Below are 23,613 nucleotides of genomic sequence, written 5' to 3'. Positions count from 1 at the left end.
TTGTCCTCATTCGTCCAGGATCATGGTCGTGGGAATCTCTCACCACTCCGCTCGTCGCAGGCCCTTCGCCCGCGGCTTCGCCTCAGTTCGGGAATCGTCCCGGTCACTCGGTGCGGGTTCCCCCGGCCAGCGGTGCCAGGCACCGGGCCGCGGCCATGATCCATAAACCACCGATCGTCCGGCGGCGCTGGCCCGGGATCCGCATGAGGGGTTCCGCTGCGCGGCGTCCCTGCCGGCGGCGTCGTCCCCCTCTTCCTGATGTCGATTTAAGCAAGCCTGACGCGAAAACCAAGTGCCCTATGTGAAATCAGCACTTTTTCGCTTGTGTGTGACGACGAGGCAACGATCGCGCCCGCCGAGATCGCGCCGAACGACAACGTCGAAGCCCTCCGCCTCGAACAGCGCGCCCGCAGTCATGGCCTGTGTGCACCCGATCTCGATGCACGCCACCCCGCCCGGCGCCAGCTGCGGCGCAAGCACCGGCGCGATGGCGCGATAATCGTCCAGCCCGTCCGCACCGGCGAACAGCGCGCTGGCCGGCTCCCACGCCGCCACGTCGCGCGGCAGCGTCTCGCCCGTGCCGATATAAGGCGGGTTGCACAGGATCAGGTCGAACCGCTCGCCCGTACCGGTCCAGCCGCCGTCGCATATCTCCGCGCGGGCCGCCATGCCCAGCGCCTCGGCGTTGCGCGCCGCCCAGGATCGCGCCGCGGGCGAGGCGTCGATCCCGATCCCGCTCGCGCCCGGCCACTCGTCGAGGGCGGCGAGCAGCAGCGCACCCGAGCCCGTGCCGAGATCGAGGATCCGCGTCGGCCCCGGCCCACCCGCAAAATGCGCTGCCGCCGCCTCGATCAGCGTCTCCGAATCCGGTCGCGGCACCAGCGCGCCCGGGCCGACCGCCAGTTCGATCGTCCAGAATCCGCGCGTGCCGGTGATGTAGGCGATCGGCTCATGCGCCAGCCGACGCTCGACCAGCGCACCGAAATCCTCAGGCGCCGGCGCCGCGAGGCCGCCGAGCAGCAGCGCCTCGCGGGTCACGCCCAGCGCGTGCGCCATCAGCAGTTCGGCATCCAGCCGCGGTGTCGCGCTGAGCCCTGCCAGGCGCTCCGTCGCGGCGGCGAGCGCCTGCCCCCGCGTCACTCGCGCCGGCCGGTCAGCCGGCTGCGCGTGCGGGCGTCGATCCGCTCATCCTCGTCGCGCGGCTGCGGCGTGGGCGCCGTCTGCCCGTCGCCGACCGTCACGGTGATCGCCGGCCCGTTGGTCACGACGCGCGGCTTCTCCAGCTTCTGCAGCCGCCGGCCCGATCCTTCCGCATAGCCGCGATCGCGCGAGCAGACGGCCACCGTGCCGTCGGTCGCCACCGGGCAGTTGCGGATCGCATCCACGATCGACTTCTTCAGCGCCGCCTTGCCCTCCGCCAGCGGATCGCCCGCCGCCGCCTGCAGCAGCAAGGCGAGGATCAGGCTCACCCCTCCAGCGCTCCCAGCCGCGCCGCCTCGTCCTCCGCCACCAGCGCGCCGATCAGCTCGTCCAGCTGGCCTTCCATGATCTCGGGCAGGCGGTGCAGCGTCAGGTTGATGCGGTGGTCGGTCACGCGGCCCTGCGGGTAATTGTAGGTGCGGATACGTTCGCTCCGGTCACCTGAACCGACCATTGACTTGCGCGCGCCCGCGCGCGCGCTGTCCAGCTTGTCGCGCTCCAGCTCGTAGAGGCGCGTGCGCAGCACCTTCAGCGCCTTGGCCTTGTTCTTGTGCTGCGATTTCTCGTCCTGCTGGATGACGACGAGGCCGCTCGGCAGATGGGTGATGCGCACAGCGGAATCGGTCGTGTTGACCGACTGGCCGCCCGGCCCTGACGAGCGATAGACGTCGATCCGCAGATCCTTGTCCTCGATCTGCACGTCCACCTCCTCCGCCTCGGGCAGCACCGCGACGGTGGCGGCGGAGGTGTGGATGCGCCCACCGCTCTCCGTCGCGGGCACGCGCTGGACGCGGTGGACGCCGCTCTCGAACTTCAGCTTGGCAAACACGCCCTGCCCCGTGACGGACGCGACGACCTCCTTGTAGCCACCCAGCTCGGCCGCCGAGGCGGAGATCAGCTCGACGCGCCAGCCCTGCGTCTCGGCCCAGCGCTGATACATGCGGAACAGGTCGCCCGCGAACAGGGCCGCCTCGTCGCCGCCCGTGCCTGCGCGGATCTCCAGCATGGCCGCACGCTCGTCCGCCGCATCGCGCGGCAACAGCTTGAGCGCCAGCGCACGTTCCGCCGCGGGCAGCGCCGCCTCGATCTCGGTCAGCTCCTCCGCCGCCATCTCGCGCAGCTCGGGATCGCCGCCGCGCGTCATCTCGATCAGATTGGCATGTTCCGCCCGCAGCCGCCGCACCTCGCCCGCGGCCTGCGCCACCGGCTCGATCTCGGCATAATCCTTGGACAGGCGGACGAACTCCGCCGCGGGCAGATCGCCCCGTGCCATCTGGCCGGACAATTCGTCACGCCGCGCCTCGATCTGTCGGATGCGGTCGGCAGGGATGGAGATCATGCCTTACCGGGAATCAGAGTTACTTGGCCTCCACGCGCAACCAACTCCTCGAAGGTCTGACGTGAAACCGAAAATTGATTCTCCATCAGGCCGCCTAATGATCTAACTATCGAGCCTCTAGTGTTATATCGATCATGTATTTGCCTTTTGATGCGAAGGGCACCCACAGCGTCGAACTCGGATGACCCTTGAAGGCTAAGAATGTAGTCCGGAGACCATTTTTGAGCCTTCTCGAACCGCTTTCGGACTGGGCCTGTGTCCACGATCTGAGTCGGCATGCCCGTCTTGCGAAGACTGTTCAACATGAGCTTGCCAATGCTCAGTAGCGCGACTTCATTGCTTTCCACAACAATCGCGGCGGTCCGAAGCGGCGGCTTGAAGCCGGGCATAAGCATCGCCAACCGCTCGATCCCCGCGGCCCAGCCGACCGCGGGCGTATGCGAGCCGCCCAAACTCTCGATTAACCCGTCATAGCGGCCGCCACCTAGCACAGTCCCCTGCGCGCCCAGCCGGTCGGTGACGAACTCGAACGCGGTATGGCGGTAATAATCCAGCCCGCGCACCAGCCGCGCATTGCGCGTCCACTTGACGCCCGCCGCGTCGAGCCCCTTCGTCACCGCCTCGAAGAAGGCGCCAGCCTCCGCGCTCATGAACGAATCGATGTCGGGCGCGGCATCCGCCACCGGCCGGTCGCGCGGATCCTTGCTGTCGAGGATACGCAGCGGGTTCTTCGCCAGCCGTGCAACCGAGTCCTCGCTAAGTGCATCGCGCGCACCTTCGAAGTGCGCGACTAGCGCCCGGCGCCACGCATCGCGCGTCGCCGAGTCGCCAAGCGTGTTGAGCTGCAGCGTGACGCCATCCGACACACCTAGCTCGCGCAAGAGCCTGTCCGCGAAGACAAGCAGTTCGACATCCATTTCGGGCTCGGCCGCGCCGATCACCTCGGCGTCGAGCTGGTGGAACTGGCGGAAGCGCCCCTTCTGCGGCCGTTCGTAGCGGAACAGCGGCCCGTGCGTCGCCAGCTTCAGCGTGCCGTGCTGCTGCCAGCCGTTGGTCAGATAAGCGCGCGCGATCCCCGCGGTGAATTCGGGCCGGAGCGTCAGCGAATCGCCGCCGCGATCCTCGAACGAATACATCTCCTTCGACACGACATCGGTCGTCTCGCCGAGCGAGCGGGCGAACACCGCCGTCGCCTCGAACACCGGCACCTCGATCCGGCCGAAGCCGTAGAGCCGGCGCACCCGGTCGAACGTCGCCACCACATGGTGGAAGCGCTCGGCCTGCTCGAAGATCATGTCCTGGGTGCCGCGGATCGCCTGCGGGGTCGTCGGTTTCGCCATTTGGCGGGCCAATAATGCCCCACGCGCGCGCAGGGAAGTAAGCATCATCGCGGCTTGACCCGTAACATACGCACTCTATTGCGCCGCACCATGAACATCGACCTCATCCCCGCCGGCGCCAACCCGCCGCACGAGCTCAACGTCATCATCGAGGTGCCCGTCGGCGGCGAGCCGGTGAAGTATGAGTTCGACAAGAAGTCGGGCGCGCTGTTCGTCGATCGCATCCTGCACACGCCGATGCGCTATCCCGCCAATTACGGCTTCGTGCCGCACACGCTGTCGCCCGACGGCGATCCGCTCGACGCGCTGGTCATCGCGCGCTCGCCCTTCGTGCCGGGCTGCGTCGTCCGCGCCCGCCCGCTGGCGGTGCTGAACCTCGAGGACGAGGCCGGCGGCGACGAGAAGCTGGTCTGCGTGCCGGTCGACGCGACCTTCCCTTACTACAGCAAGATGACCGAGAAGGACGATCTGCCCGAGATCGTCATGCAGCAGATCGAGCACTTCTTCACCCACTACAAGGATCTGGAAAAGAAGAAGTGGGTGCGCGTCGGCACCTGGGGCGATGCCGAGGAAGCGCGCCGCGTGATCCTCGACGCACTGGCCCTCGCCGAGAAGAAGCGCATCGAGGAAGGCACCGACGCGGGCGCGAAGAAGCTCTGAGCGGCGGTCGGAGGGCGCCGCACCGCCCTTCCTTCCTCGTCATGCTGAACTCGTTTCAGCATCCACGGTGACGCGCATCCTGCGGCCTCTGGCTTGAGTCTCCCGGTGGACCCTGAAACAAGTTCAGGGTGACGGGGTGTGGGACTGGCCTGCGAAGCCCCGCCCCTTTACCCCGCCGCGCCTTCCGGGCATCCGTCGAGCCATAGCAACGGCTTGCCCGAAGGATGCCCGCCGCAATGATCACCCGTTTCGCGGCCGTCGCCGCGCTCCTGCTCGCCACCGCCGCGCCCGCCACCCCGCCGCCGGGCAACAGCCTGCCGCAGCCGGTACTGCCGACCGACACCATCCCCGCGCCGAAGGACGTGCCCTATCCCGGCGGCACGATGCGACTCGATGTGGACGCCACCGACACCGCGCGCGGCATCTTCCGCGTGAAGCAGTCGATCCCCGTCGCCGCCGATGCGGGCCACATGGTCCTGCTCTATCCCGAATGGCTCCAGGGCAATCACGCGCCGCGCGGCGCGATCTCGCAGCTGGCGGGCGTGAAGTTCAGCGCGGGTGGCCGTCCGCTCACCTGGTCGCGCGATCCGGTCGACGTCTACGCCTTCCACCTCGACGTGCCCGCGGGCGCCAAGGCGATCGAGGCGGAGTTCCAGTTCCTCTCGCCGACCAGGTCGGATCAGGGCCGCGTGGTCATGACGCCCGCCATGCTCAACCTCCAGTGGAATGCGGTGGCGCTCTATCCGGCCGGCTGGTTCACCCGCCGCATCGACGTGCAGGCGGACGTCACCTACCCGAAGGGCTGGGTCGCGGCGACGGCGCTGAAAGGCAGCAAGTCCGGCGACACGGTCCGCTACGAGACGGTCGATTTCGACACCCTGCTCGACAGCCCCGTCTTCGCCGGCCGCAACTATCGCGGCGAACAGCTCGCCCCCGGCGTCCGCCTCAACATCTTCGCCGATCGTCCCGGCCAGCTCGCCGCCACGCAGCCGCAGATCGACAAGCACAAGGCGCTCGTCACCCAGGCGGTCAAGCTGTTCGGCGCGCAGCATTACGACCGCTACGAATTCCTCTTCGCGCTGTCGGACATGCAGTCGGGCATCGGCCTCGAACATCACCGCTCGTCCGAAAACGGCGTCGGCCCCGATTATTTCACCGATTGGGATGGCGCGGCGGGGGACCGCGATCTGCTGCCGCACGAATATACCCATAGCTGGAACGGCAAGTTCCGCCGCGGCGCGGACCTGTGGACCCCCGATTACCGCACGCCGATGCGCAACTCGCTGCTCTGGGTCTATGAGGGCCAGACGCAATTCTGGGGCACGATCCTGGCCGCGCGCTCGGGCCTCCTCAGCCGCGACGAGGCGCTGGGCAGCCTCGCCTACGATGCCGCCGTCTACGATACGCGCGCGGGCCGCACATGGCGGCCGGTGGTCGACACCACCAACGATCCGATCATGTCCGCGCGCCGGCCGAAGGGCTGGACCAGCTGGCAGCGCAGCGAGGATTATTACGTCGAGGGCATGCTCGTCTGGATCGAGGCGGATTCGATCATCCGTCAGCGCTCGGGCGGCAGGCGCAGCCTCGACGATTTCGCCCGCGCCTTCTTCGGCCTGCGCGACCGGGATTGGGGCGAGGTGACCTACACCGTCGAGGATGTCGCTGCCGAGCTGAACAAGGTCCAGCCCTATGACTGGGGCACCTTCCTCAAGACGCGCATCTACGACGTACGGCCGACGGGCGTGCTCCAGGGCTTCACCAACGGCGGCTACAAGCTGGTCTATACCGACACGCCGACCGGCTATCTGAAGGCGATCGAAAAGGCATCGAAAGGCACCAACCTGTCCTTCTCCGGCGGGCTGACGCTGAACGGCGAGGGCACGATCACCGGCGTGATGTGGGATTCGCCCGCTTTCGCCGCCGGCCTCTCCGTCGGCCAGAAGATCGTCGGCATCGACGGCATGACCTGGTCGGCCGAAACGCTGAAGGACGCGATCCGCGCGGCCGCCACCAGCAAGGCGCCGATCCCGCTCACCGTCCAGTCGGGCGACCGGCTGCGCACCGTCCAGCTCAACTATACGGGCGGCCTCCGCTATCCGCGGCTGGAGCGGAGCACGTCGGGCGCCAGCACGCTGGATGCGCTGCTGACCCCGCTGAAATAAGCCTGCCGATGCCGTGCCCGGTTTTCCGCCGGGCACGGCATCACCCCAGCGCCTTCAGCCCCAGCACGCAGCCGACCAGCCCGGCGATCAGCGCCAGACGCGCCGCGCTCAGCGGCTCGCCGAACGCGGCGATGCCGACGATCACCGTGCCCAGCGCGCCGATCCCGCCCCACACCGCATAGGCGGTGCCCATCGGGATCGTCCGCGCCGCCAACTCCAGCAGCCCCATCGATGCGGTGACGGACGCGAGGAAGCCCGCCGTCCAGCCGACATTCCGGAATCCATCGACGAAGCGCAGGCAGGTGGTGAAGCCCACCTCGCACAGCCCGCCCAGCACCAGCCACAGCCACGCCATCAGGCCGCCGCCTCCGGTGCCTGCCACAACTCGATCGGGTTGCCCTCCGGATCGTGGATGCGCGCGAAGCGGCCCGTCTGCGGATCGTCCCATTCGGCCTTGGTCGTCACCTCGATGCCGGCGGCGCGGAAGCGCTCGATCATCGCACCAAGCCCCGTCACGCGCAGGTTCAGCATATAGGCCCGGTCCGCAGCGAAATAGTCGCTGTCCGCCTTGAACGGCGCGAACACCACCGGCCCGCCTTGCGTGGCCCAGGTCCACGCATCCGCGTCGCTTGTGCCCTCCGCCGCGCAGCCCGCGCCGATGCCGAGATGCTCGCGATACCATGCGGTCAGCGCATCGGGATCACGCGCCCGGAAGAACAATCCGCCAATGCCGAGAACGCCCATCGCCCTGCTCCCCTATTCCGCCAGCGCGGCCAGCGCATCGCCGTCGATCCGCCACGGCTCCCACCCCGCCTGGTGGCGCGCGCCGAGGGCGCGATAGGCGGCCTTGGCATCCTCGTTCCAGTCGAGCACCTGCCAGTCGAGCCGCGCACAGCCGCGCCGCACCGCCTCCCGCGCGAGTGCGCGGAACAGCGCCCGGGCGATCCCGCGGCCGCGGGCCTCGGTCTCGACGAACAGATCCTCGAGATAGACGCCGTGCCGCCCCGTCCAGGTCGAGAAGTTGAGGAACCAGACCGCGATCCCGACGACGCGCCCGTCCAGCTCCGCGACGAACGCCCATACGGCAGGCACCGGCGCGAACAGCCGCTCCGCCAGCATCGCCTCGGTCGCCTCGACCGCGTCCGGCTCGCGCTCATACTCCGCCAGCGCGCGGATCAGCCGCAGGATGTCAGGCACGTCGGCCGCCTCCGCCATCCGCACGATCATAACGCCGCCTCCGTCTGCACCGCGGGCGCGCGCTTGCCCCGTGTCGCCAGCACGCACCCTGCGACGATCAGCGCCGCGCCCGCCACGGTGCCGAGCGCGAGCGGCTCGCGATAGACGATCCAGCCGAGCAGGGCCGCCCACAGGAAGGCGCTATATTCCGTCACCGCCAGCGTCTGCGCCTCGGCATGGGCGTAAGCGCGTGACAGCAGCATGGACGAGGTGATCTGCAACGCCGCCGCCAGCGCCAGCCATCCCCATCCCGCCCCGACCGGCCAGCGGAAGGCGAGCGAGCGGATCCACGCCAGCCCGTCGCGCGCCACCTCCGCCAGCGCGTCGTCGCCGACCGGCAAGGGCACCTTCGCCGCCAGCGCGGCCAGCAGCGCGACGGCGGTGAAGCTCGCCAGCATGACGAGGTTGGTGAACAGGGTGATCTCGACCGGATCGGCCGCCTGGGCGGATCGCCGCAGCAGCACCAGATTATAGGCGTAGAGCAGGGATGCGATCAGGATCGCCGCTGCGCCGCGATAATCGGGCGGCATCGTCTCCGCCGCCTGCTCCTTCGCCGCCAGCATCACGCCGACACCCGCCAGCGCGAGCAGCGAGCCGCCGATCGCACCCGGGCGCAGCCGCTCCCCCAGCAGCAGCGCCGCCAGGAACGCCGCGGCGAGCGGCGCGAGAAAGGTCAGCGCCACCGCCTCCGCCATCGGCGTGCGCGCCAGCCCCCAGAAGAACAGCAGGATCGATGCCGCCGCCGCCAGCGATCGCTTCACGTGCAGCACGATCCGCGCGCGCGGCGGCCAGCGGCGCCGCTGACCCGCGAACAAGGCCGCCGTGCCGGCAAGTCCATAGACCGAGCGCCACAGCAGAGCCGCCAGCGCGCCCAGCGCAATGCTCTGCCCCTTCATCACCGCATCCATGCAGGCGAACAGCGCGATGCCGAGAAGGGCGGTGAGGACGGGTGCGCGCATGGGCGACGCGCTAGCGGCAGGCACGCATCGCCGTCCACCCCGCACGACGGAGGCGGTCCTTGACGCGACGGAGCAGCGCGTCAGCGCAGCGTCATCTCGTCGCCGCGTATCTCGACCGAGCGCATGTGCCGCAGATAGGATTGCCCCAGCAGCGACACGCCGAGGCCGTCCGCCACCATCGCGGACAGGCCTTCAACCTTGCGTCCGTCGAGATCCACCGTCTTCAGCGGCAGCATCTGCCCGCGCACCGCCCCCGATGCGCCGCGGCCGACCACCTCGAACCGGTCGGGATTGACCTTGAGGCCGATCAGCCGCGCGTCCGCCATGCTGAGCGCGATGCCCGTGGCACCGGTGTCGACCATGAACTTGATCGGCGTGCCGCCCACCTCGGCAACGGCATAGAAATGGCCGTTGTCGGCGCGTTGCAGCACCGTCGGCGCCAGCTCTGCCGGGGCCGCCGGCGCCGCGCGCGGGGCGGGCCGGCGCTGCGGCACCATCAGGCCGATCGCGGCACCGCAGACCATCGTGGCGAGGACCATGTTGCGCATGGTCCCACAGCCTGACGCAGCCGGATTAAGGTTGTCCTACTCGGCGGCCTGCGCCGTCGCGGCGGCATCCTGCGCCGCCTCGATCTCCGCCGCCTTGGCCTCGACCAGCCGGACGATATGCTCGATCATGCCCTCGTCGCGCACGGTGTGGTCGGTCACGCCCGCCAGATAGACCATGTGCTTGCCATTGCCGCCGCCGGTCAGGCCGATGTCGGTCTCGCGCGCCTCGCCGGGGCCGTTCACGACGCAGCCGAGCACCGACAGGCTCATCGGCGTGCGGATATGCTGCAGCCGCTCCTCCAGCGTCTGCACCGTGCGGATCACGTCGAAGCCCTGCCGCGCGCAGCTCGGGCAGCTGACCACGCGCACGCCGCGATTGCGGATGCCGAGCGCCTTCAGCATCTCGAAGCCGACGCGGATCTCCTCCTCCGGCTCGGCCGAGAGGCTGACGCGGATCGTGTCGCCGATCCCCGCCCACAGCAGATTGCCCATGCCGATGGCGGATTTCACCGTGCCGCCGATCAGCCCGCCCGCCTCGGTGATGCCGAGGTGCAGCGGGCAATCCACCGCATCCGCCAGTTGCGTGTAGGCGGCGACCGCCAGGAACACGTCCGACGCCTTCACTGCCACCTTATATTCGTGGAAGTCGTGATCCTGCAGCAGCTTGATATGGTCGAGCGCGCTTTCCACCAGCGCCTCGGGGCAGGGCTCGCCATATTTCTCCAGCAGGTCGCGCTCGAGGCTGCCGGCATTCACGCCGATGCGGATCGAGCAGCCATTCGCCTTGGCCGCGCGCACCACCTCGGCCACCCGCTCGGACGAGCCGATATTGCCAGGATTGATCCGGAGGCACGCCGCCCCCGCATCCGCCGCCTCCAGCGCGCGCTGATAGTGGAAATGGATGTCGGCGACGAGCGGCACGCGCGATGCGCGGGCGATCTGCTTGAACGCCGCGGTCGATTCGACGTCGGGGCAGGAGACGCGGATGATGTCCGCCCCCGCTTCCTCGCAGCGGCGGATCTGGTCGATCGTCGCGCGCGCGTCGGAGGTGGGCGTGTTGGTCATCGTCTGAACGGTGACGGGCGCGCCGCCGCCGACGGGCACGTTGCCCACCATGATCTGACGGGACGGGCGCCGCGCGATATCGCGCCAGGGACGGATGGAGGACATGGCCGCTGATATACGATGCCCGCGTGACGCCGCCAAGGCAGGCCGCCCGCTTGCCCGGAACCACCGCACTGCCTAGGCGTCCCGCGCAGATGCTTGACCGACCCTCTTCCCGCAGGACCGCCGCATGAGCTGGGCGCTCGCCATCCACGGTGGCTCGGGCTCGATGCGCCGCGGCCATTTGTCCCAAGCCGATGACGAGGCGGGCCGCGCCGGCCTCGCCGCCGCGCTGGAGGCGGGCGCCGCGGTGCTGCGCCGCGGCGGCAGCGCGCTGGATGCGGCGCAGGCCGCGGTCGAGGTGCTGGAGGATGATCCGCACTTCAATGCCGGCCGCGGCTCCGTCTTCACCGCCGAGGGGCGGATCGAGTGCGATGCCGCGATCATGGCTGGCAGCGATCTCGCCGCCGGCGCGGTCGCGGGCCTGCGCACCACGCGCCACCCGGTCGCCGCCGCCCGCGCGGTGATGGAGCGCTCGCCCCACGTCTTCCTCGCCGGTGCCGGGGCGGATGCCTTCGCCCACGCGCACGACATCGAGGCGGCGGATCCGGCCTGGTTCGAGACGGCCGAGCGCCGCCGCCAGCTCGACGAGATCCTCGCCCGCCCCGATGGCCGGTTCGACAGCGACATGAAATACGGCACCGTCGGCGCGGTTGCGCGCGACATGGCAGGCCGGATGGCCGCGGCCACATCGACCGGCGGGCTGACCGGCAAGAAGTGGGGACGCGTCGGCGATTCGCCGCTGATCGGGGCCGGCACCTATGCCGACGATCGCGCCGCCGCCGTCTCCTGCACGGGCGCCGGCGAATATTTCATCCGCCTCGGCATCGCGCACGAACTGTGCGCGCGCGTGCGGCTGGCGGGCGATCTGCCGTCGGCGGCCGGCGAGGCGATGATCGGCGAACTCGGCACGATGGGCGGCAAGGGCGGGCTGATCCACGTCGGCCGCGACGGGCCCGGTGGCTGGGCGTTCAACACGCCCGGCATGTACCGTGCCCGCGCCGCCGCCGATGCCGCACCCGAAATCGCCATCTACGGCGACGAGGCATAAGCGAAGCGGTTGATTCGTCACGCAACTGGCCTAGCGGCAGGCGAATGACCCGCCTTCGCCTGATCCTCGCCTGCCTTCTCGCGCTCCTGCCCGCCTCGCCGGCCTTGGCCTGGTGGGAATATGGCCACGCCACCGTCGCCGAGATCGCCTATGCCGCGGCCAAGCCCGAGACGCGCCGCCAGATCGACGCGCTGCTCCGCCAGTCCGCGCTGCTGGACACGCCCACCTGCCCGGCGCGGACGGTGGCGCAGGCGTCCTACTGGCCCGATTGCGTCAAGGAGCTGAAGGACCGCTTCAGCTACGCCTATAGCTGGCACTATCAGAATGCCGACATCTGCAAGCCGTTCGACCTCGCGGTGCCGTGCAAGGACGGCAATTGCGTGTCCAAGCAGATCGAGCGCAACGCCCGGCTGCTGGCGGACCAAGCGGTGCCGGTGCGCGAGCGGATCATGGCGCTCAACTTCCTGCTCCACTTCGTCGGCGATCTGCACCAGCCGCTGCACGCGGGCGATCACGCCGATCTCGGCGGCAATCAGGTGAAGGCGGCCTATGGCCGGATCGAGGGCAAGCGCGTGAACCTGCACGCCGTGTGGGACGGCTATCTCGCCGACCGGGCGCTCTCGACGCCGCCGGCCGACGCGCCCGGCATCCTGTCACAGGTCACGCCGGCCGAGCGCGCCGCGTGGGCGCAGGGCAGCGTCGAGGATTGGTCGCGTGAGGAATGGCAGGTCGCACGCGACGCGGCCTATGCCAGCGCCGTCGCCGATCCGTGCGGACCGAAGTCGGATAGGGTAGCCCGGCTCGACGAGGCGACGATCGCGAAGCTGGTGCCGGTGCTGCGCGAGCAGGTCGCCAAGGGCGGGATCAGACTGGCGCGCCTGCTCGACGAGGCGCTCGGCCCGCGCTGAGCGGGCCGGCGCGTCAGCCGATCAGCCGGCTCCACGCCGCCCAGCCGCCCAGCAGCACGCTGAGCGTCAGCGACAGCGCCATCAGCAGCCGGCCGAAGAATTCGAGCTGGCGCGCATGCGGCCGCTGCTGGCGGCGATTCCGTTCGGCAGAGGCCAGCACGAAGCTGGCGATAAACGTGTAGGTGACGGCAACGGCTTCGAGCACAAAGATCCCCCCGGATCAGGACTTGCCGGGACAGGCTAGGCAAAGCGCGGTTAACGAGTCCACTCCACCGGCGCTGCACTGCGGCGAAATGCGCCGCTGGTGCGATCAAATCGTGGAACTTTCCCGCTCCAGCCCGCGAGCACCATGATGCGGCGTGTTCGCCGGCGCGTGCGGCGGCTCCACCGCGATCGGCTCCTCGGGCTCGAGCATGCCCTCCCACTTGGTGATGACGCTGGTCGCCACCGCATTGCCGAGCACGTTGGTGCAGGTGCGCCCCATGTCGAGGAACTGGTCGATCGCCAGCACGAAGGCGACGCCCTCCACCGGCAGGTCGAACTGCGTCAGCGTCGCCGCGACGACGACGAGGCTCGCCCGCGGCACCGCGGCAATGCCCTTGGAGGTGATCATCAGCACCAGCAGGATCACGATCTGCGTCGAGAGCGGCAGGCTGATGCCATAAGCCTGCGCGATGAAGATCGTCGCGAAGGACGCATACATCATCGATCCGTCGAGATTGAACGAATAGCCGAGCGGCAGCACGAAGGACGAGATGCGCCGCGGCACGCCGAACCGGTCGAGCTGCTCCAGCAGCTTCGGATAGGCGCTCTCCGACGAGGCGGTGGAGAAAGCGAGCAGCAGCGGCTCGCGGATATAGCCCATCAGCCGCAGCACGCGCTTGCCGAGGAAGATGGACGCCACGCCCAACAGCACCACCCAGAAGGTGGCAAGCGCGAGGTAGAATTCGCCCAGCAGCTGCCCGAAGGTGACGAGCACCTCCAGCCCCCGCACCGTCACCACCGCCGCCAGCGCCCCGAACACCGCGACCGGCGCGAACCGCATCACATAAGCGGTCACCTGCAGCATCAGCTCGACCAGCGCCTCGACGACGACGAGGATCGGCTTTCCCCGCTCGCCGATGGCGGTCAGCGCCACGCCGACGAACAGCGAGAAGACGACGATCTGGAGGATCTGGTTCTCCGCCATCGCCTGCACCATCGATGTCGGAAAGATGTGCAGCACGAAATCGGTGAAGTTCAGCGCCTTGGCATCCACCCCGCTGTCCGCCGCGGTGCGGACGAGGTTCAGGCCCACGCCCGGCTCGAAGAGGTTGACGAAGATCAGCCCCATCGACAGCGAGACGAGGCTCGCCAGGATGAACCAGGCCAGCGCGCGCCCGCCGATCCGGCCGAGCGCCGCCGTATCGCCCATGTGCGCGATGCCCGTCACCAGCGTGGAGAAGACGAGCGGCGCGATGATCATCTTGATCAGGTGGAGGAAGATGTCGGCCAGCAGGTGGAGATAGCCCGACACCTGCTTGGCCTGCGCCTCGTTCGCGCCGATCGCGGCATTCAGCACGGCGCCGACGACGATGCCCAGCACCATGCCGATCAGGATGTAGAGGGTCAGGCGCTTGGCCAAGGCAGGCTCCGGTGATTTGATGCGATGGTTGGAAAGGAATGGGGCGGGAGCGTCAAGCTCGGCGCTAAAGCCGTCCGTCGTCCGCCCGGGAACAAGTCCGGCATAACGGGCAGAGAGGTTACGCCACGATCTCCCCCGCCTTCGCGCCGAGCAGGTCCACCAGCACTGCCGGCGCGATCTCCAGCTGGAGGCCGCGCTGCCCGCCATTGACGAACACGCGCGCGTGGCCGAGCGCCGCCGCCTCGACCAGCACCGGCACGCGTTTCAGCTGACCGAACGGGCTGATCCCGCCCACCTTGTACCCGGTCATCCGCTCGGCGTCCGCCGGCGGCATCATCTTCGCCGCCTTGGCGCCGAGCAGTGCGGCCGCCCGCTTCATCGACAGCGAAGCGTCCGACGGCAGCACCGCACAGGCAGGCTTGCCGTCCGCCAGCAGCATCAGCGTCTTCAGCATGCGCGCCGGCTCGATCCCGAGCGCCGCCGCCGCCGCCAGCCCGACCGAGTCGGCGGCGGGATCATAGTCGTAGCGGTGCAGCGTGTAGCCCACGCCCGCCGCTTCGAGCGCAGCAATGGCGCGCGTCGCCGCCATTTACTGGCCCCGTTCGTGCTGAGCTTGTCGAAGCACCGCTCTCCCCCTTCGCAAGGAGAAGAACAGCCCTTCGACAAGCTCAGGGCGAACGGCGCGGCCCGAAATCACCCCAGCAGGTCCGGCGCCAGTCCCTCATCCCTCAGCAGCGCCACCGCTTCATCCAGCGTCACCACCTCCTGCGCCTGGCTGCCCAGCCGGCGGAGCGCAACCTTGCCCTCTTCCGCCTCGCGCTTGCCGACCACCAGCAGCACCGGCACCTTGGCCAGCGAGTGCTCGCGCACCTTGTAGTTGATCTTCTCGTTCCTGAGATCCGTCTCCACGCGCACGCCCGCTGCCGCCAGCCGCCGCTCCACCTCGCGGGCATAATCGTCCGCGTCCGAGACGATGGTGGCGACCACCGCCTGCACCGGCGCCAGCCACATCGGCAGCTTGCCCGCGAAATGCTCGATCAGGATGCCGATGAAACGCTCGTACGAGCCGAAGATCGCGCGGTGGAGCATGATCGGCCGGTGGCGCGCGCCATCCTCGGCGACGTAAGCAGCATCCAGCCGCTCGGGCAGCACCCGGTCGGACTGGATCGTGCCCACCTGCCACGTCCGCCCGATCGCGTCGGTCAGGTGCCATTCGAGCTTCGGCGCATAGAAGGCGCCCTCGCCCGGCAGCTCCTCCCAGCCATATTCGGGCGTCGCGAGGCCCGCCGCCGCCACCGCATCGCGCAGCTCCGCCTCGGCCTGGTCCCACATTTCGTCGCTGCCGAACCGCTTCTCGGGCCTGAGCGCCAGCTTGATCGCGTAGGTGAAGCCGAAATCCTTGTAGATCCGGTCCGCCAGCGCGCAGAACGCCTTCACCTCGTCGACGATCTGGTCTTCGCGGCAGAAGATGTGCGCATCGTCCTGCGTGAACTGGCGCACGCGCATCAGCCCGTGCAGCGCGCCGTGCGGCTCGTTCCGGTGGCAGCAGCCATTTTCGTAGAGCCGCATCGGCAGGTCGCGATAGCTCTTGATGCCCTGGCGGAAGATCAGCACGTGCGCCGGGCAGTTCATCGGCTTCAGCGCCATCCAGTCGGCCTCGCCGCTGATGACCGGGCCTTCATCCTCGACGTTCGGCACCTCGTCGGGGATGACGAACATGTTCTCGCGATACTTGCCCCAGTGGCCGCTCGCCTCCCACTGGCGCGCATCCATGATCTGCGGCGTCTTCACCTCGCGGTAGCCGGCGCCATCGATCGCGCGGCGCATATAGGCCTCCAGCTCGCGCCAGATGCGGAAGCCCTTGGGGTGCCAGAAGACGGAGCCGTGCGCCTCCGCCTGCAGGTGGAACAGGTCCATCTCCTGTCCCAGCCGGCGATGGTCGCGCTTGGCCGCCTCCTCCAGCCGCGTCAGATGCTGGTCGAGCTGCTTCTTGTTGAGCCAGCCGGTGCCGTAGACGCGGCTCAGCATCGCATTCTTCTGGTCGCCGCGCCAATAGGCGCCGGAGACGCGCGTCAGCTTGAACGCCTGCGGGTCGAGCTTGCCGGTGGAGGGCAGATGCGGCCCGCGGCACATGTCGAGCCACGCATCCTCACCGCGGCCGGCGCGGTAGACGGTCAACTCCTCCGCGTCGGGCAGCTCGGCCGCCCACTCGGCCTTGAACGTCTCGCCTTCCCTTTGCCAGCGCGCGATCAGGTCGGCGCGGCTCCACACCTCGCGGATCAGCGGCTCGTCCTTCGCGATGATGCGGCGCATCTCCGCCTCGATCGCGGGCAGGTCCTCCTCGGTGAAGGGCCGGTCCTTCGGCGCGAAGTCGTAATAGAAGCCGTCGTCCGTCGCCGGGCCGAAGGTGATCTGCGTGCCCGGAAACAGGTGCTGCACCGCCTCCGCCAGCACGTGCGCGTAATCGTGGCGCGCCAGCTCCAGCGCGTCCGCCTCGTCGCGCGCCGTCACCAGCGCCAGCTGCGCATCGCCGTCGAACGGACGGTTGAGGTCGCGCAGCTCGCCGTCGACACGCGCGGCCAGCGCCGCCTTGGCGAGCCCCGGCCCGATCGCCGCCGCCACGTCCGCCGGGGTGGTGCCGGGCGCCACTTCGCGCACGGAACCGTCGGGCAGGCTGATCTTGAAGGGCGCGGACATGGAGACGCTCGGTTTTCCGGGATGTTGGAAGAAGGCGCGCTTATGCCCCCGGCCGACACGGACAGGCAACCCCGCGCCCGAACGCCATCAACGGCGCCTTAACCCAGCTTCGCCTAGCGTCCTTGCCGGGGGAAGAAGAGCGGGGCGGAAGTGCTGAAGACGATGCGATCACCGGGGCGGCTTGCCGGCCTGTTCGGGGCAACTGCGCCTGTTCCGGCCATGTCGGCGGACCGGGACATCTATTACCGCGCGGGCGTGCTGCTGTTCGATCACGATCTGCGGCCGAGCCCCGGCAATTATGCGCTGGCCCACGCCTATGTGGAGCGCGACCCGCGCATCGTCGCGGCGGTCGATGCCGCGCTTGCCGGCGGCGCGGGGCTGACGCAGCAGGATGCCGACACGATCATGGCGATCCCCGACACCGGCGGCTCCGCCCCGGTCTCGCCCGCCGCGCTGGCACAGATGATCGGCGAGGCGCAGGCCCGGTTCGACAGCTTCTCCGGCCTGGTCGACAGCTCGCGCGACGATGCGGCCCGCTTCGGCGATGCGCTGGAACAAGGGGCCGCGGGGATCGCCGCTGCCGATGCGCTCGATCTCGAGGCGGTGGCGGCGCTGCTCGACATCACCCGCACGATGATCGATACGACCCGGCAGGCCGAGGAACGGCTGCGCGCGACGGGTGCCGAAATGGCGGAGCTGCGCGCCAGCCTCGCCGCTGCGCGGGCCGATGCGGAGACCGACCCGCTGACCGCTCTGCCCAATCGCCGCGCCTTCGCCGCGCGCTTTGCCGAGGCACGCGAAACGGCGATCGCCGAGGCGCGTCCGCTTGCCGTCGCCCTGATCGACATCGACCGGTTCAAGGCGGTCAACGACGTTCACGGGCATGAGGTGGGCGACCGCGTGATCCAGCTCGTCGGCAAGGAGCTGCTGCGCGGTTGCACGGGCCACCTCGTCGGCCGCCACGGCGGCGAGGAGTTCATCATCCTGTTCGACGGCACTCCGCTGCCCGCCGCGCGCGCGCTGCTCGACGCCACCCGCGCCGATCTCGCCGGGCGGACGCTTAAGGTGGCGGGCACCGGACGCGAACTCGGCACGCTCACCTTCTCCGCCGGCCTCGTCGCCCTGAAGGGCGCGGAAAGCTGCGCCGCCGCGATCCGCCGCGCCGACACCCTGCTCTACCGGGCCAAGCAGGCCGGGCGGAACCGCATCGAGGCTTAAAGGCCCGCTAACCGAAAGTCCTTGCCCCCAACCGATCCGTTTCGGATGAATGACCCGCCGAATCGGAGGGGGCACCGATGACGGAGTTGATCTGGCTGACGGACGCGCTCGCGCGCGAACTGCTGTTGTTCGCCGCCGCCGGTCTGCTGATCGGCGGGGTGGACGACCTTGCCGTCGACCTGATCTTCTTCGCACGGCGGGGCTGGAAGCAGATCCGCGTCAACTGGCCGGGCAGGCGCGCGCATGTCGGCACGCTGACGCTGCCGGACGTGGCACCGCACATCGCCATCTTCGTCGGCGCGTGGGACGAAGCGGGCGTCATCGGCAAGATGGTGAAGCACGCCCGGCGGCGCTGGGGCGATGCCGACTACCGCCTCTACATCGGTGTCTATCCCAATGATTACGCGACCTTGTGGGAGCTGCACGCAGACTTCGCCCTCGATCCGAAGGTGCGCATCGTGCATGGCGACCGGAACGGGCCGACCAGCAAGTCCGAAGCGCTCAACCGCTGTTATGCCGCGATGCTGGAGGAAGAGGCGCGGGGTGGCCCCGTCGCCAGCATCGTCGCGATCCACGACGCCGAGGATCAGGTCCACCGGGACGAACTGACCGTCTTCTCCGCGCTGGTCGGCCGGTTCGATATCGTCCAGCTGCCGGTGCTGCCGCTCTCCGGCGCCAGCTGGGTCAGCCGCCACTATGCCGATGAATTCGGCGAATCGCACACCAAGACGCTGCTTGTGCGCGAGCTCGTCGGCGCAGGCGTCCCACTCGCCGGCACCGGCTGTGCGCTTTCGCGCGCCGCGCTGGACGAGATGGCGCGGCTTCACGGCGGCTCCCCGTTCGATGAAGGCAGCGTCACCGAGGATTATGAACTCGGGCTGCGCATGGGCGATCTCGGTGCGCGCGCCGCCTTTGTCCGCATGCTGGTCAGGCCGGAAGACCGGAAACACCGCAACGAAGACAATTTCGTTGCGGTGCGCGCGCATTTCCCCGCGACCTTCGGCGAAGCGGTGCGGCAGAAGGCGCGCTGGATCGACGGGATCGCGTTCGCCGGCTGGGATCGGCTCGGCTGGGCCGGCGGCCCGGCGGAGGCGTGGATGCGGCTGCGGGATCGGCGCGCGCCGCTCGCCGCGCTGGTGCTGACGGCCGGCTATGCGGGCGCGCTCATGGGCCTGCTCGCCACCTTGCTGCGCCTCGCCGCGGGTGAGCCCGCAATCATGCTGTGGCGGCCCGATGCGCTCGGCATCGCGCTCACGCTGCTGCTCGGCTGGCGGGTCGGCATGCGCGTGCTGTTCGTCAGCCGCATCTACGGTGCGAAGGAAGGGCTCTGGTCGATGCCGCGGCTGGTGGTCGCCAATTTCGTGCTGATCGCCAGCTCGTGGCGGGCGCTGCGCCGCTATCTGTCGCCGCACCCGCCGCAGTGGGACAAGACGGCGCACGTCTTCCCCGCCACGCTGCCGGCCGAATAACCTCATGCCGATCCGCCGTCCGCCGCTGCGCTTCCTCGCGCTCGTCATCGCCAGCTGGGCGGGTGCGCGCGGGGCCTGGCTGGTGCCGTGGACGCCGGTGCAGGCCGCTTTGTCGGAGTGGCACATCCCCTTGGCCGAGCCCACGCCGTTCGAGCGCCGGATCGCCGCTCTGTCCGATCCGGTCGCCAGCTCGGCGGACCTTGTCCCGGCCCGCGCCGCGCCCTTCATGCCGCCCGCCGTGGCGGCTGCCGGCGCGAACACGCCTCCGCCGCTCGCATCCGGCGCGGCAGACCTCGAACGCCGCCTGTCCATGGCCGTCCTGCTCGCCTCCGCCACGCAGCCGATCCGCTGGACGCAACCCGCCGGCCCGGTGCCGCGGCTCGATCCGGCCGAGCGTGCCGCCCGCTTCCGCGCCTCGGCCTGGCTGTTTGCGCGGAGCGGCAGCGGCCGGGCCGGGCTTGCCCCCGGCGGCCAGCTCGGCGGATCGCAGGCGGGCCTGCGCGTCGCCCGCAGCATCGGCAGCGGCTTCGCCGTCGCCGCACGCGTCTCCGCCCCGCTGCACGATCGTCGCGGGCTGGAAGCGGCGGTTGGGCTGGACTGGCAGCCGGCGGAACAGGTCGCCGTCCGACTCTCGGCGGAACGGCGCATCGCGCTCGGCGCGCACGCCCGCAATGCGTGGAGCCTCTACGCGGCGGGCGGCGCCTGGCGGCAGGTGAACGGCATCGATCTCGACGCCTACGCGCAGGCGGGCCTGGTCGGCGCCCGTGCGGGCGATCTGTTCGCCGACGGCGCGATCCGGGCCGGGCGCCGCGTCGCAGGGCCGCTGTCGCTCGGCGCCGGCGCCTGGGGCGCGGCGCAGCCCGGCGTCGCCAGGCTCGATGTCGGCCCGCGCGCCGCCGTCACGCTGCCGCTCGCCGACGCGCCCGCCACGCTGGCGCTCGAAGGACGGCTGCGCGTCGCCGGCCGGGCGGCACCGGGGTCGGGCGTGGCGCTCACGCTCGCCACCGATTTCTGAGCGGGTTCCGCCCGGCCGCCCGCGCGCTTATGCTGGCCGGCAATGCCCGCCCTCATCCTCTCCGCGCTTGCGATGATCGCGATCGTCGCCGTGCGCTACGTCATCGTCTCGGGCGTGTTCGCGCTCGTCACCGCACGGCGCCTGCCCGGCCTTTATGCCGACCGCGGCGCGCAGATCGGGCGCGAGATCGGCTGGAGCTTCGCCGCCGCCGCAATCTACGGCCTGCCCGCCGGCATCGTCGCATGGGGCTGGCAGGCGCATGGCTGGACGCGCATCTACGCCGATGTGAACGCGATGCCGCTCTGGTGGCTGCCCGCCTCGGTGCTGCTCTACCTGCTGGCGCACGACGCATGGTTCTACTGGACCCACCGGCTGATGCACGATCCCCGGCTGTTCCGCCGCATGCACGCGGTCCACCACCAGAGCCGCCCGCCGACCGCCTGGACGGCGATGAGCTTTCACCCCTGGGAGTCGCTGACCGGCGCCGTGGTAATTCCGACACTGGTGTTCGTCATTCCGATCCACGTCGCCGCACTTGGCATTGTGCTGTCGGTCATGACCTTTATGGGCGTGACCAACCATATGGGCTGGGAAATCTTCCCGGACCGTCTGGTCAAGGGCGCCGGGGGGCGCTGGCTGATCACCGCGAGCCACCACCAGCGGCACCATGTCGATTACAGGTGCAATTATGGCCTCTATTTTCGGTTCTGGGATCGTCTCTGCGGCACGGACAAGGGGCTCGGCAGCTTTGCCGATGCGCCTCGCGGGCCTGGGCGCGCTCGCCGCAGCGCTTAGCGGCGCCAGCCCGACCGCGGGTGTCGAGGTGCCGCTCTCCGGCCTGCGCTCGACCAAGGGTGAAATTCGCGCCTGCCTCACCGCCAATCCGGGCAAGTTCCCCGATTGCCAGACCGATCCTGCGGCCAGGCGGCTGAGCGTGCCGGCGGACGGCCGCGCGCTCCGCTTCGACGGGCTCGCGTCCGGCAATTACGCCGTCGCGCTGATCCACGACGAGAATGGCAATCGCAAGCTGGATACCTTCGCCGGCCTGCCGCGCGAAGGCTTCGGCTTTTCGCGCAACCCCGCGATCCGCTTCGGCCCGCCGCGCTTCGATGCCGCGCGCTTCACGCTCGACAACCGCATGATCGCCGAGCCGGTGACGGTACGCTACCTGCTGTAGCTCACGCGTCCAGCTCGACATCCCAGTAGAGCCAGTCGCGCCAGCTCTGGTGCAGATAGTGCGGCGGGAAACTGCGGCCATTTTCCTGCAACTGCCAGCTGGTCGGCCGGAACGGCACCTGGAACAGCGCCAGCCCGGCTTGGCGTGGCGTGCGCCCGCCCTTCTTCAGGTTGCACGGCGCGCAGGCGGTGGCGACATTCTCCCACGTCGTGCGCCCGCCCTGCGCCCGCGGCACGACATGATCGAACGTCAGCTCGCTGCGTGATCCGCAATATTGGCACTCGAACCGGTCCCGCAGGAACAGGTTGAACCGGGTGAAGGCAGGGTGCTGCGACGGCTTCACATATTGCCTGAGCGCGATCACCGACGGCAGCCGGATCGACTGGCTGGGCGAATGCACCTCCCGGTCATATTCGCGAACGATGTCGACGCGCTCCAGGAACACCGCCTTCACCGCGGTTTGCCACGGCCACAGGCTCAGCGGATAATAGCTGAGCGGCGTATAGTCCGCATTCAGCACCAGGGTCGGGCACGCGTCGGGATGCTTGAGGATGTCGGGATGATACATGGAACGGCCGGCCCTCCGCTTCTCGTCGCGGAGCTGCCAGCGAAGCCCGTCTCACCGTCGCACGCGGGGAGAGCGGGTTTGCCCGCGCTCCGTCGTCGTCCCGCCCTTTAGCGCATCGGGCGTGACGCGGCCATGACATATCCTTGGCGAAGCGCGGTCAAGGGCTCCGCGCTCGGTTATCCACAGCGATGATCGTCACCCGCTTCGCTCCAAGCCCCACCGGCCGGCTGCATCTCGGCCACGCTTTTTCGGCGATGCGCGCCCATGATTTCGCGCGCGACCGCGGCGGCCGCTTCCTCCTCAGGATCGAGGATATCGACCCCGGCCGCACGCGCGAGGCGTTCGTCGACGGGATCGGGGAGGATCTGCGCTGGCTCGGCCTGTCGTGGGACGGCCCCGTGCTGCGCCAGTCCGCGCGCCTCGGCCTCTATGCCGATGCTCTGGCCGGGCTGAAGGCGCGCGGCCTCGTCTATCCCTGTTTCTGCACCCGGCGCGATATCGCCGCCAGCACCTCCGCCCCGCATGGGCCCGAGGGCGCCATCTATCCCGGCACCTGCCGCGCACTCGCGCCCGACATCGCCGCCACGCGCATCGCGGCCGGGGAGCCGCACGCCTGGCGGCTGGACATGGCCGCCGCCGCCGCGCTGGCGGGGACGCTCCGGTGGGAGGATCATGGCTGCGCCATCACGGCAGCGCCCGAACGGTTCGGCGATGTCGTCCTCGCCCGCAAGGATGCGCCCGCTTCCTACCACCTCGCCGTCGTCATCGACGATGCGGCGCAGGGCGTGACCGATATCGTCCGTGGCGCCGACCTGTTCGATGCGACGCACGTCCACCGCCTGCTCCAGGCGCTGCTCGGCCTGCCGACCCCGCGCTACCATCACCATCCGCTGCTCACCGGCCCCGACGGTCGCCGCCTTGCCAAGCGCGATGGCGCGCCCCCGCTTGCGGACCTGCGCGCGGCAGGCGCGGACCCCGCGGAAATCCTCGGCAATCTGCGCGCACGCGGCTTTCCCGAAGGCCTCACGCACCCTACATAGGGCGCCATGCAGACCTTTCTCTTCATCCTCATCCTGCTGTTCGCGCTCGGCGCGCTGGCGGCACTGGTGCGCGGCATCGTGATCTTCCTGAAGACCACCGAGGCCGACCTGAAAGGCACCGGGCCCAGCCGCTCCGGCCTCGCGCAGAACAAGATGATGTGGCGGCGCATCCAGTTCCAGGCGGCGGCGGTGGTCGTCGCCATGCTGTTCCTGATGATGGCGCGGCCGGGCTGAGGCG

At 69.6% G+C, this 23,613-nt stretch carries 26 protein-coding genes; 11 read left to right on the top strand and 15 right to left on the bottom strand.

From position 1 onward, the window contains the following. Positions 1-297: 297 nt before the first annotated feature. From prmC to hisS, 4 genes are read right to left on the bottom strand one after another with little or no spacing between them, the layout of a single operon-like run. Positions 298-1,140, bottom strand: coding sequence for a peptide chain release factor N(5)-glutamine methyltransferase (prmC, locus tag BM360_RS15690; protein ID WP_165611316.1), 843 nt, complete (start codon positions 1,138-1,140; stop codon positions 298-300). Next, complete coding sequence (locus BM360_RS15685; RefSeq protein WP_093315952.1) at positions 1,137-1,469, bottom strand: hypothetical protein; 333 nt, start codon at positions 1,467-1,469, stop codon at positions 1,137-1,139. The genes prmC and BM360_RS15685 overlap by 4 nt, the downstream gene beginning before the upstream one ends. Beyond that, the gene (gene prfA, locus BM360_RS15680; RefSeq protein ID WP_093315951.1) at positions 1,466-2,539 is read right to left on the bottom strand and encodes a peptide chain release factor 1; all 1,074 of its coding nucleotides are present in this window, start codon (positions 2,537-2,539) and stop codon (positions 1,466-1,468) included. The genes BM360_RS15685 and prfA overlap by 4 nt, the downstream gene beginning before the upstream one ends. Beyond that, a complete protein-coding gene (gene hisS / locus BM360_RS15675) occupies positions 2,536-3,879 on the bottom strand; it encodes a histidine--tRNA ligase (protein WP_242653522.1) in 1,344 nt (447 codons plus the stop codon). The genes prfA and hisS overlap by 4 nt, the downstream gene beginning before the upstream one ends. Positions 3,880-3,969: 90 nt before the next feature. Between hisS and ppa the strand changes: the two genes are divergently transcribed. Beyond that, positions 3,970-4,539: an inorganic diphosphatase gene (gene ppa, locus BM360_RS15670; RefSeq protein WP_093315950.1), complete on the top strand. Its 570-nt coding sequence runs from the start codon at positions 3,970-3,972 to the stop codon at positions 4,537-4,539. 236 nt (positions 4,540-4,775) lie between these two features. Further along, entirely contained in the window at positions 4,776-6,701 is a 1,926-nt protein-coding gene (locus BM360_RS15665) for a M61 family metallopeptidase (protein WP_207544610.1), read from the top strand. A gap of 40 nt (positions 6,702-6,741) precedes the next feature. Here the strand turns inward: BM360_RS15665 and BM360_RS15660 are convergent, their stop codons facing one another. From BM360_RS15660 to ispG, 6 genes are all read right to left on the bottom strand, one after another. Then, positions 6,742-7,056: a DMT family transporter gene (locus BM360_RS15660; protein WP_093316091.1), complete on the bottom strand. Its 315-nt coding sequence runs from the start codon at positions 7,054-7,056 to the stop codon at positions 6,742-6,744. Then, complete coding sequence (locus BM360_RS15655; RefSeq protein WP_093315949.1) at positions 7,056-7,445, bottom strand: VOC family protein; 390 nt, start codon at positions 7,443-7,445, stop codon at positions 7,056-7,058. Before BM360_RS15655 ends, BM360_RS15660 begins: the two co-directional genes overlap by 1 nt. Before the next feature lie 12 nt (positions 7,446-7,457). Continuing rightward, positions 7,458-7,928, bottom strand: coding sequence for a GNAT family N-acetyltransferase (locus BM360_RS15650; RefSeq protein WP_093315948.1), 471 nt, complete (start codon positions 7,926-7,928; stop codon positions 7,458-7,460). After that, positions 7,925-8,896: a DMT family transporter gene (locus BM360_RS15645; RefSeq protein WP_093315947.1), complete on the bottom strand. Its 972-nt coding sequence runs from the start codon at positions 8,894-8,896 to the stop codon at positions 7,925-7,927. The genes BM360_RS15650 and BM360_RS15645 overlap by 4 nt, the downstream gene beginning before the upstream one ends. Positions 8,897-8,976: 80 nt before the next feature. Then, positions 8,977-9,444: a retropepsin-like aspartic protease family protein gene (locus BM360_RS15640; protein WP_093315946.1), complete on the bottom strand. Its 468-nt coding sequence runs from the start codon at positions 9,442-9,444 to the stop codon at positions 8,977-8,979. A 36-nt stretch (positions 9,445-9,480) separates the two neighbouring features. After that, positions 9,481-10,614 (bottom strand): flavodoxin-dependent (E)-4-hydroxy-3-methylbut-2-enyl-diphosphate synthase, encoded by a 1,134-nt coding sequence (ispG, locus tag BM360_RS15635; RefSeq protein WP_093315945.1) that lies wholly within the window; start codon positions 10,612-10,614, stop codon positions 9,481-9,483. A 124-nt stretch (positions 10,615-10,738) separates the two neighbouring features. Here ispG and BM360_RS15630 point away from each other — a divergent pair, with 124 nt between their 5' ends. Both BM360_RS15630 and BM360_RS15625 read left to right on the top strand, forming a co-directional pair. After that, the gene (locus BM360_RS15630; protein WP_093315944.1) at positions 10,739-11,659 is read left to right on the top strand and encodes an isoaspartyl peptidase/L-asparaginase family protein; all 921 of its coding nucleotides are present in this window, start codon (positions 10,739-10,741) and stop codon (positions 11,657-11,659) included. A gap of 44 nt (positions 11,660-11,703) precedes the next feature. Next, positions 11,704-12,567, top strand: coding sequence for a S1/P1 nuclease (locus tag BM360_RS15625; protein ID WP_093315943.1), 864 nt, complete (start codon positions 11,704-11,706; stop codon positions 12,565-12,567). Positions 12,568-12,580: 13 nt separating this feature from the next. Here BM360_RS15625 and BM360_RS15620 read toward each other — a convergent pair whose 3' ends face one another. The 4 genes from BM360_RS15620 to thrS form a co-directional block, all read right to left on the bottom strand. Next, positions 12,581-12,772: a hypothetical protein gene (locus BM360_RS15620; protein ID WP_093315942.1), complete on the bottom strand. Its 192-nt coding sequence runs from the start codon at positions 12,770-12,772 to the stop codon at positions 12,581-12,583. 105 nt (positions 12,773-12,877) lie between these two features. Beyond that, a complete protein-coding gene (locus BM360_RS15615; RefSeq protein WP_093315941.1) occupies positions 12,878-14,191 on the bottom strand; it encodes a dicarboxylate/amino acid:cation symporter in 1,314 nt (437 codons plus the stop codon). A 118-nt stretch (positions 14,192-14,309) separates the two neighbouring features. Further along, positions 14,310-14,780 (bottom strand): Cys-tRNA(Pro) deacylase, encoded by a 471-nt coding sequence (gene ybaK / locus BM360_RS15610; protein ID WP_093315940.1) that lies wholly within the window; start codon positions 14,778-14,780, stop codon positions 14,310-14,312. Positions 14,781-14,884: 104 nt separating this feature from the next. Continuing rightward, positions 14,885-16,888, bottom strand: a complete 2,004-nt coding sequence (thrS, locus tag BM360_RS15605) for a threonine--tRNA ligase (protein WP_093315939.1) — start codon at positions 16,886-16,888, stop codon at positions 14,885-14,887. A 150-nt stretch (positions 16,889-17,038) separates the two neighbouring features. On the opposite strand from thrS, the gene BM360_RS15600 reads away from it, so the two are divergent. The 5 genes from BM360_RS15600 (at position 17,039) to BM360_RS15580 (ending at position 21,767) form a co-directional block, all read left to right on the top strand. After that, on the top strand, positions 17,039-18,106 hold the full coding sequence (locus BM360_RS15600) for a GGDEF domain-containing protein (RefSeq protein ID WP_093315938.1): 1,068 nt from the start codon (positions 17,039-17,041) through the stop codon (positions 18,104-18,106). A 77-nt stretch (positions 18,107-18,183) separates the two neighbouring features. Then, on the top strand, positions 18,184-19,575 hold the full coding sequence (locus BM360_RS15595) for a glycosyl transferase family protein (RefSeq protein WP_093315937.1): 1,392 nt from the start codon (positions 18,184-18,186) through the stop codon (positions 19,573-19,575). Between the two features lie 4 nt (positions 19,576-19,579). After that, positions 19,580-20,590: a hypothetical protein gene (locus BM360_RS15590; RefSeq protein ID WP_093315936.1), complete on the top strand. Its 1,011-nt coding sequence runs from the start codon at positions 19,580-19,582 to the stop codon at positions 20,588-20,590. 42 nt (positions 20,591-20,632) lie between these two features. After that, entirely contained in the window at positions 20,633-21,385 is a 753-nt protein-coding gene (locus tag BM360_RS15585) for a sterol desaturase family protein (protein ID WP_093315935.1), read from the top strand. Continuing rightward, a complete protein-coding gene (locus BM360_RS15580) occupies positions 21,345-21,767 on the top strand; it encodes a DUF2141 domain-containing protein (protein WP_093315934.1) in 423 nt (140 codons plus the stop codon). The genes BM360_RS15585 and BM360_RS15580 overlap by 41 nt, the downstream gene beginning before the upstream one ends. A gap of 1 nt (position 21,768) precedes the next feature. On the opposite strand, the gene BM360_RS15575 is transcribed toward BM360_RS15580, so the two are convergent. Further along, complete coding sequence (locus BM360_RS15575) at positions 21,769-22,335, bottom strand: HNH endonuclease (protein ID WP_093315933.1); 567 nt, start codon at positions 22,333-22,335, stop codon at positions 21,769-21,771. Positions 22,336-22,523: 188 nt separating this feature from the next. Here BM360_RS15575 and gluQRS point away from each other — a divergent pair, with 188 nt between their 5' ends. Together gluQRS and BM360_RS15565 are read left to right on the top strand one after the other, a co-directional pair. Then, entirely contained in the window at positions 22,524-23,375 is an 852-nt protein-coding gene (gene gluQRS / locus BM360_RS15570) for a tRNA glutamyl-Q(34) synthetase GluQRS (RefSeq protein ID WP_093315932.1), read from the top strand. 6 nt (positions 23,376-23,381) lie between these two features. Continuing rightward, the gene (locus tag BM360_RS15565; protein ID WP_093315931.1) at positions 23,382-23,609 is read left to right on the top strand and encodes an HIG1 domain-containing protein; all 228 of its coding nucleotides are present in this window, start codon (positions 23,382-23,384) and stop codon (positions 23,607-23,609) included. Positions 23,610-23,613 lie beyond the last annotated feature (4 nt).

Origin of the sequence: Sphingomonas jatrophae (assembly GCF_900113315.1) — a bacterium.
In the GTDB taxonomy this organism is placed as follows: domain Bacteria; phylum Pseudomonadota; class Alphaproteobacteria; order Sphingomonadales; family Sphingomonadaceae; genus Sphingomonas_P; species Sphingomonas_P jatrophae.
The sequence above is the reverse complement of the archived record's forward strand: the minus strand, read 5'-3'. Positions and strand labels throughout refer to the sequence as shown.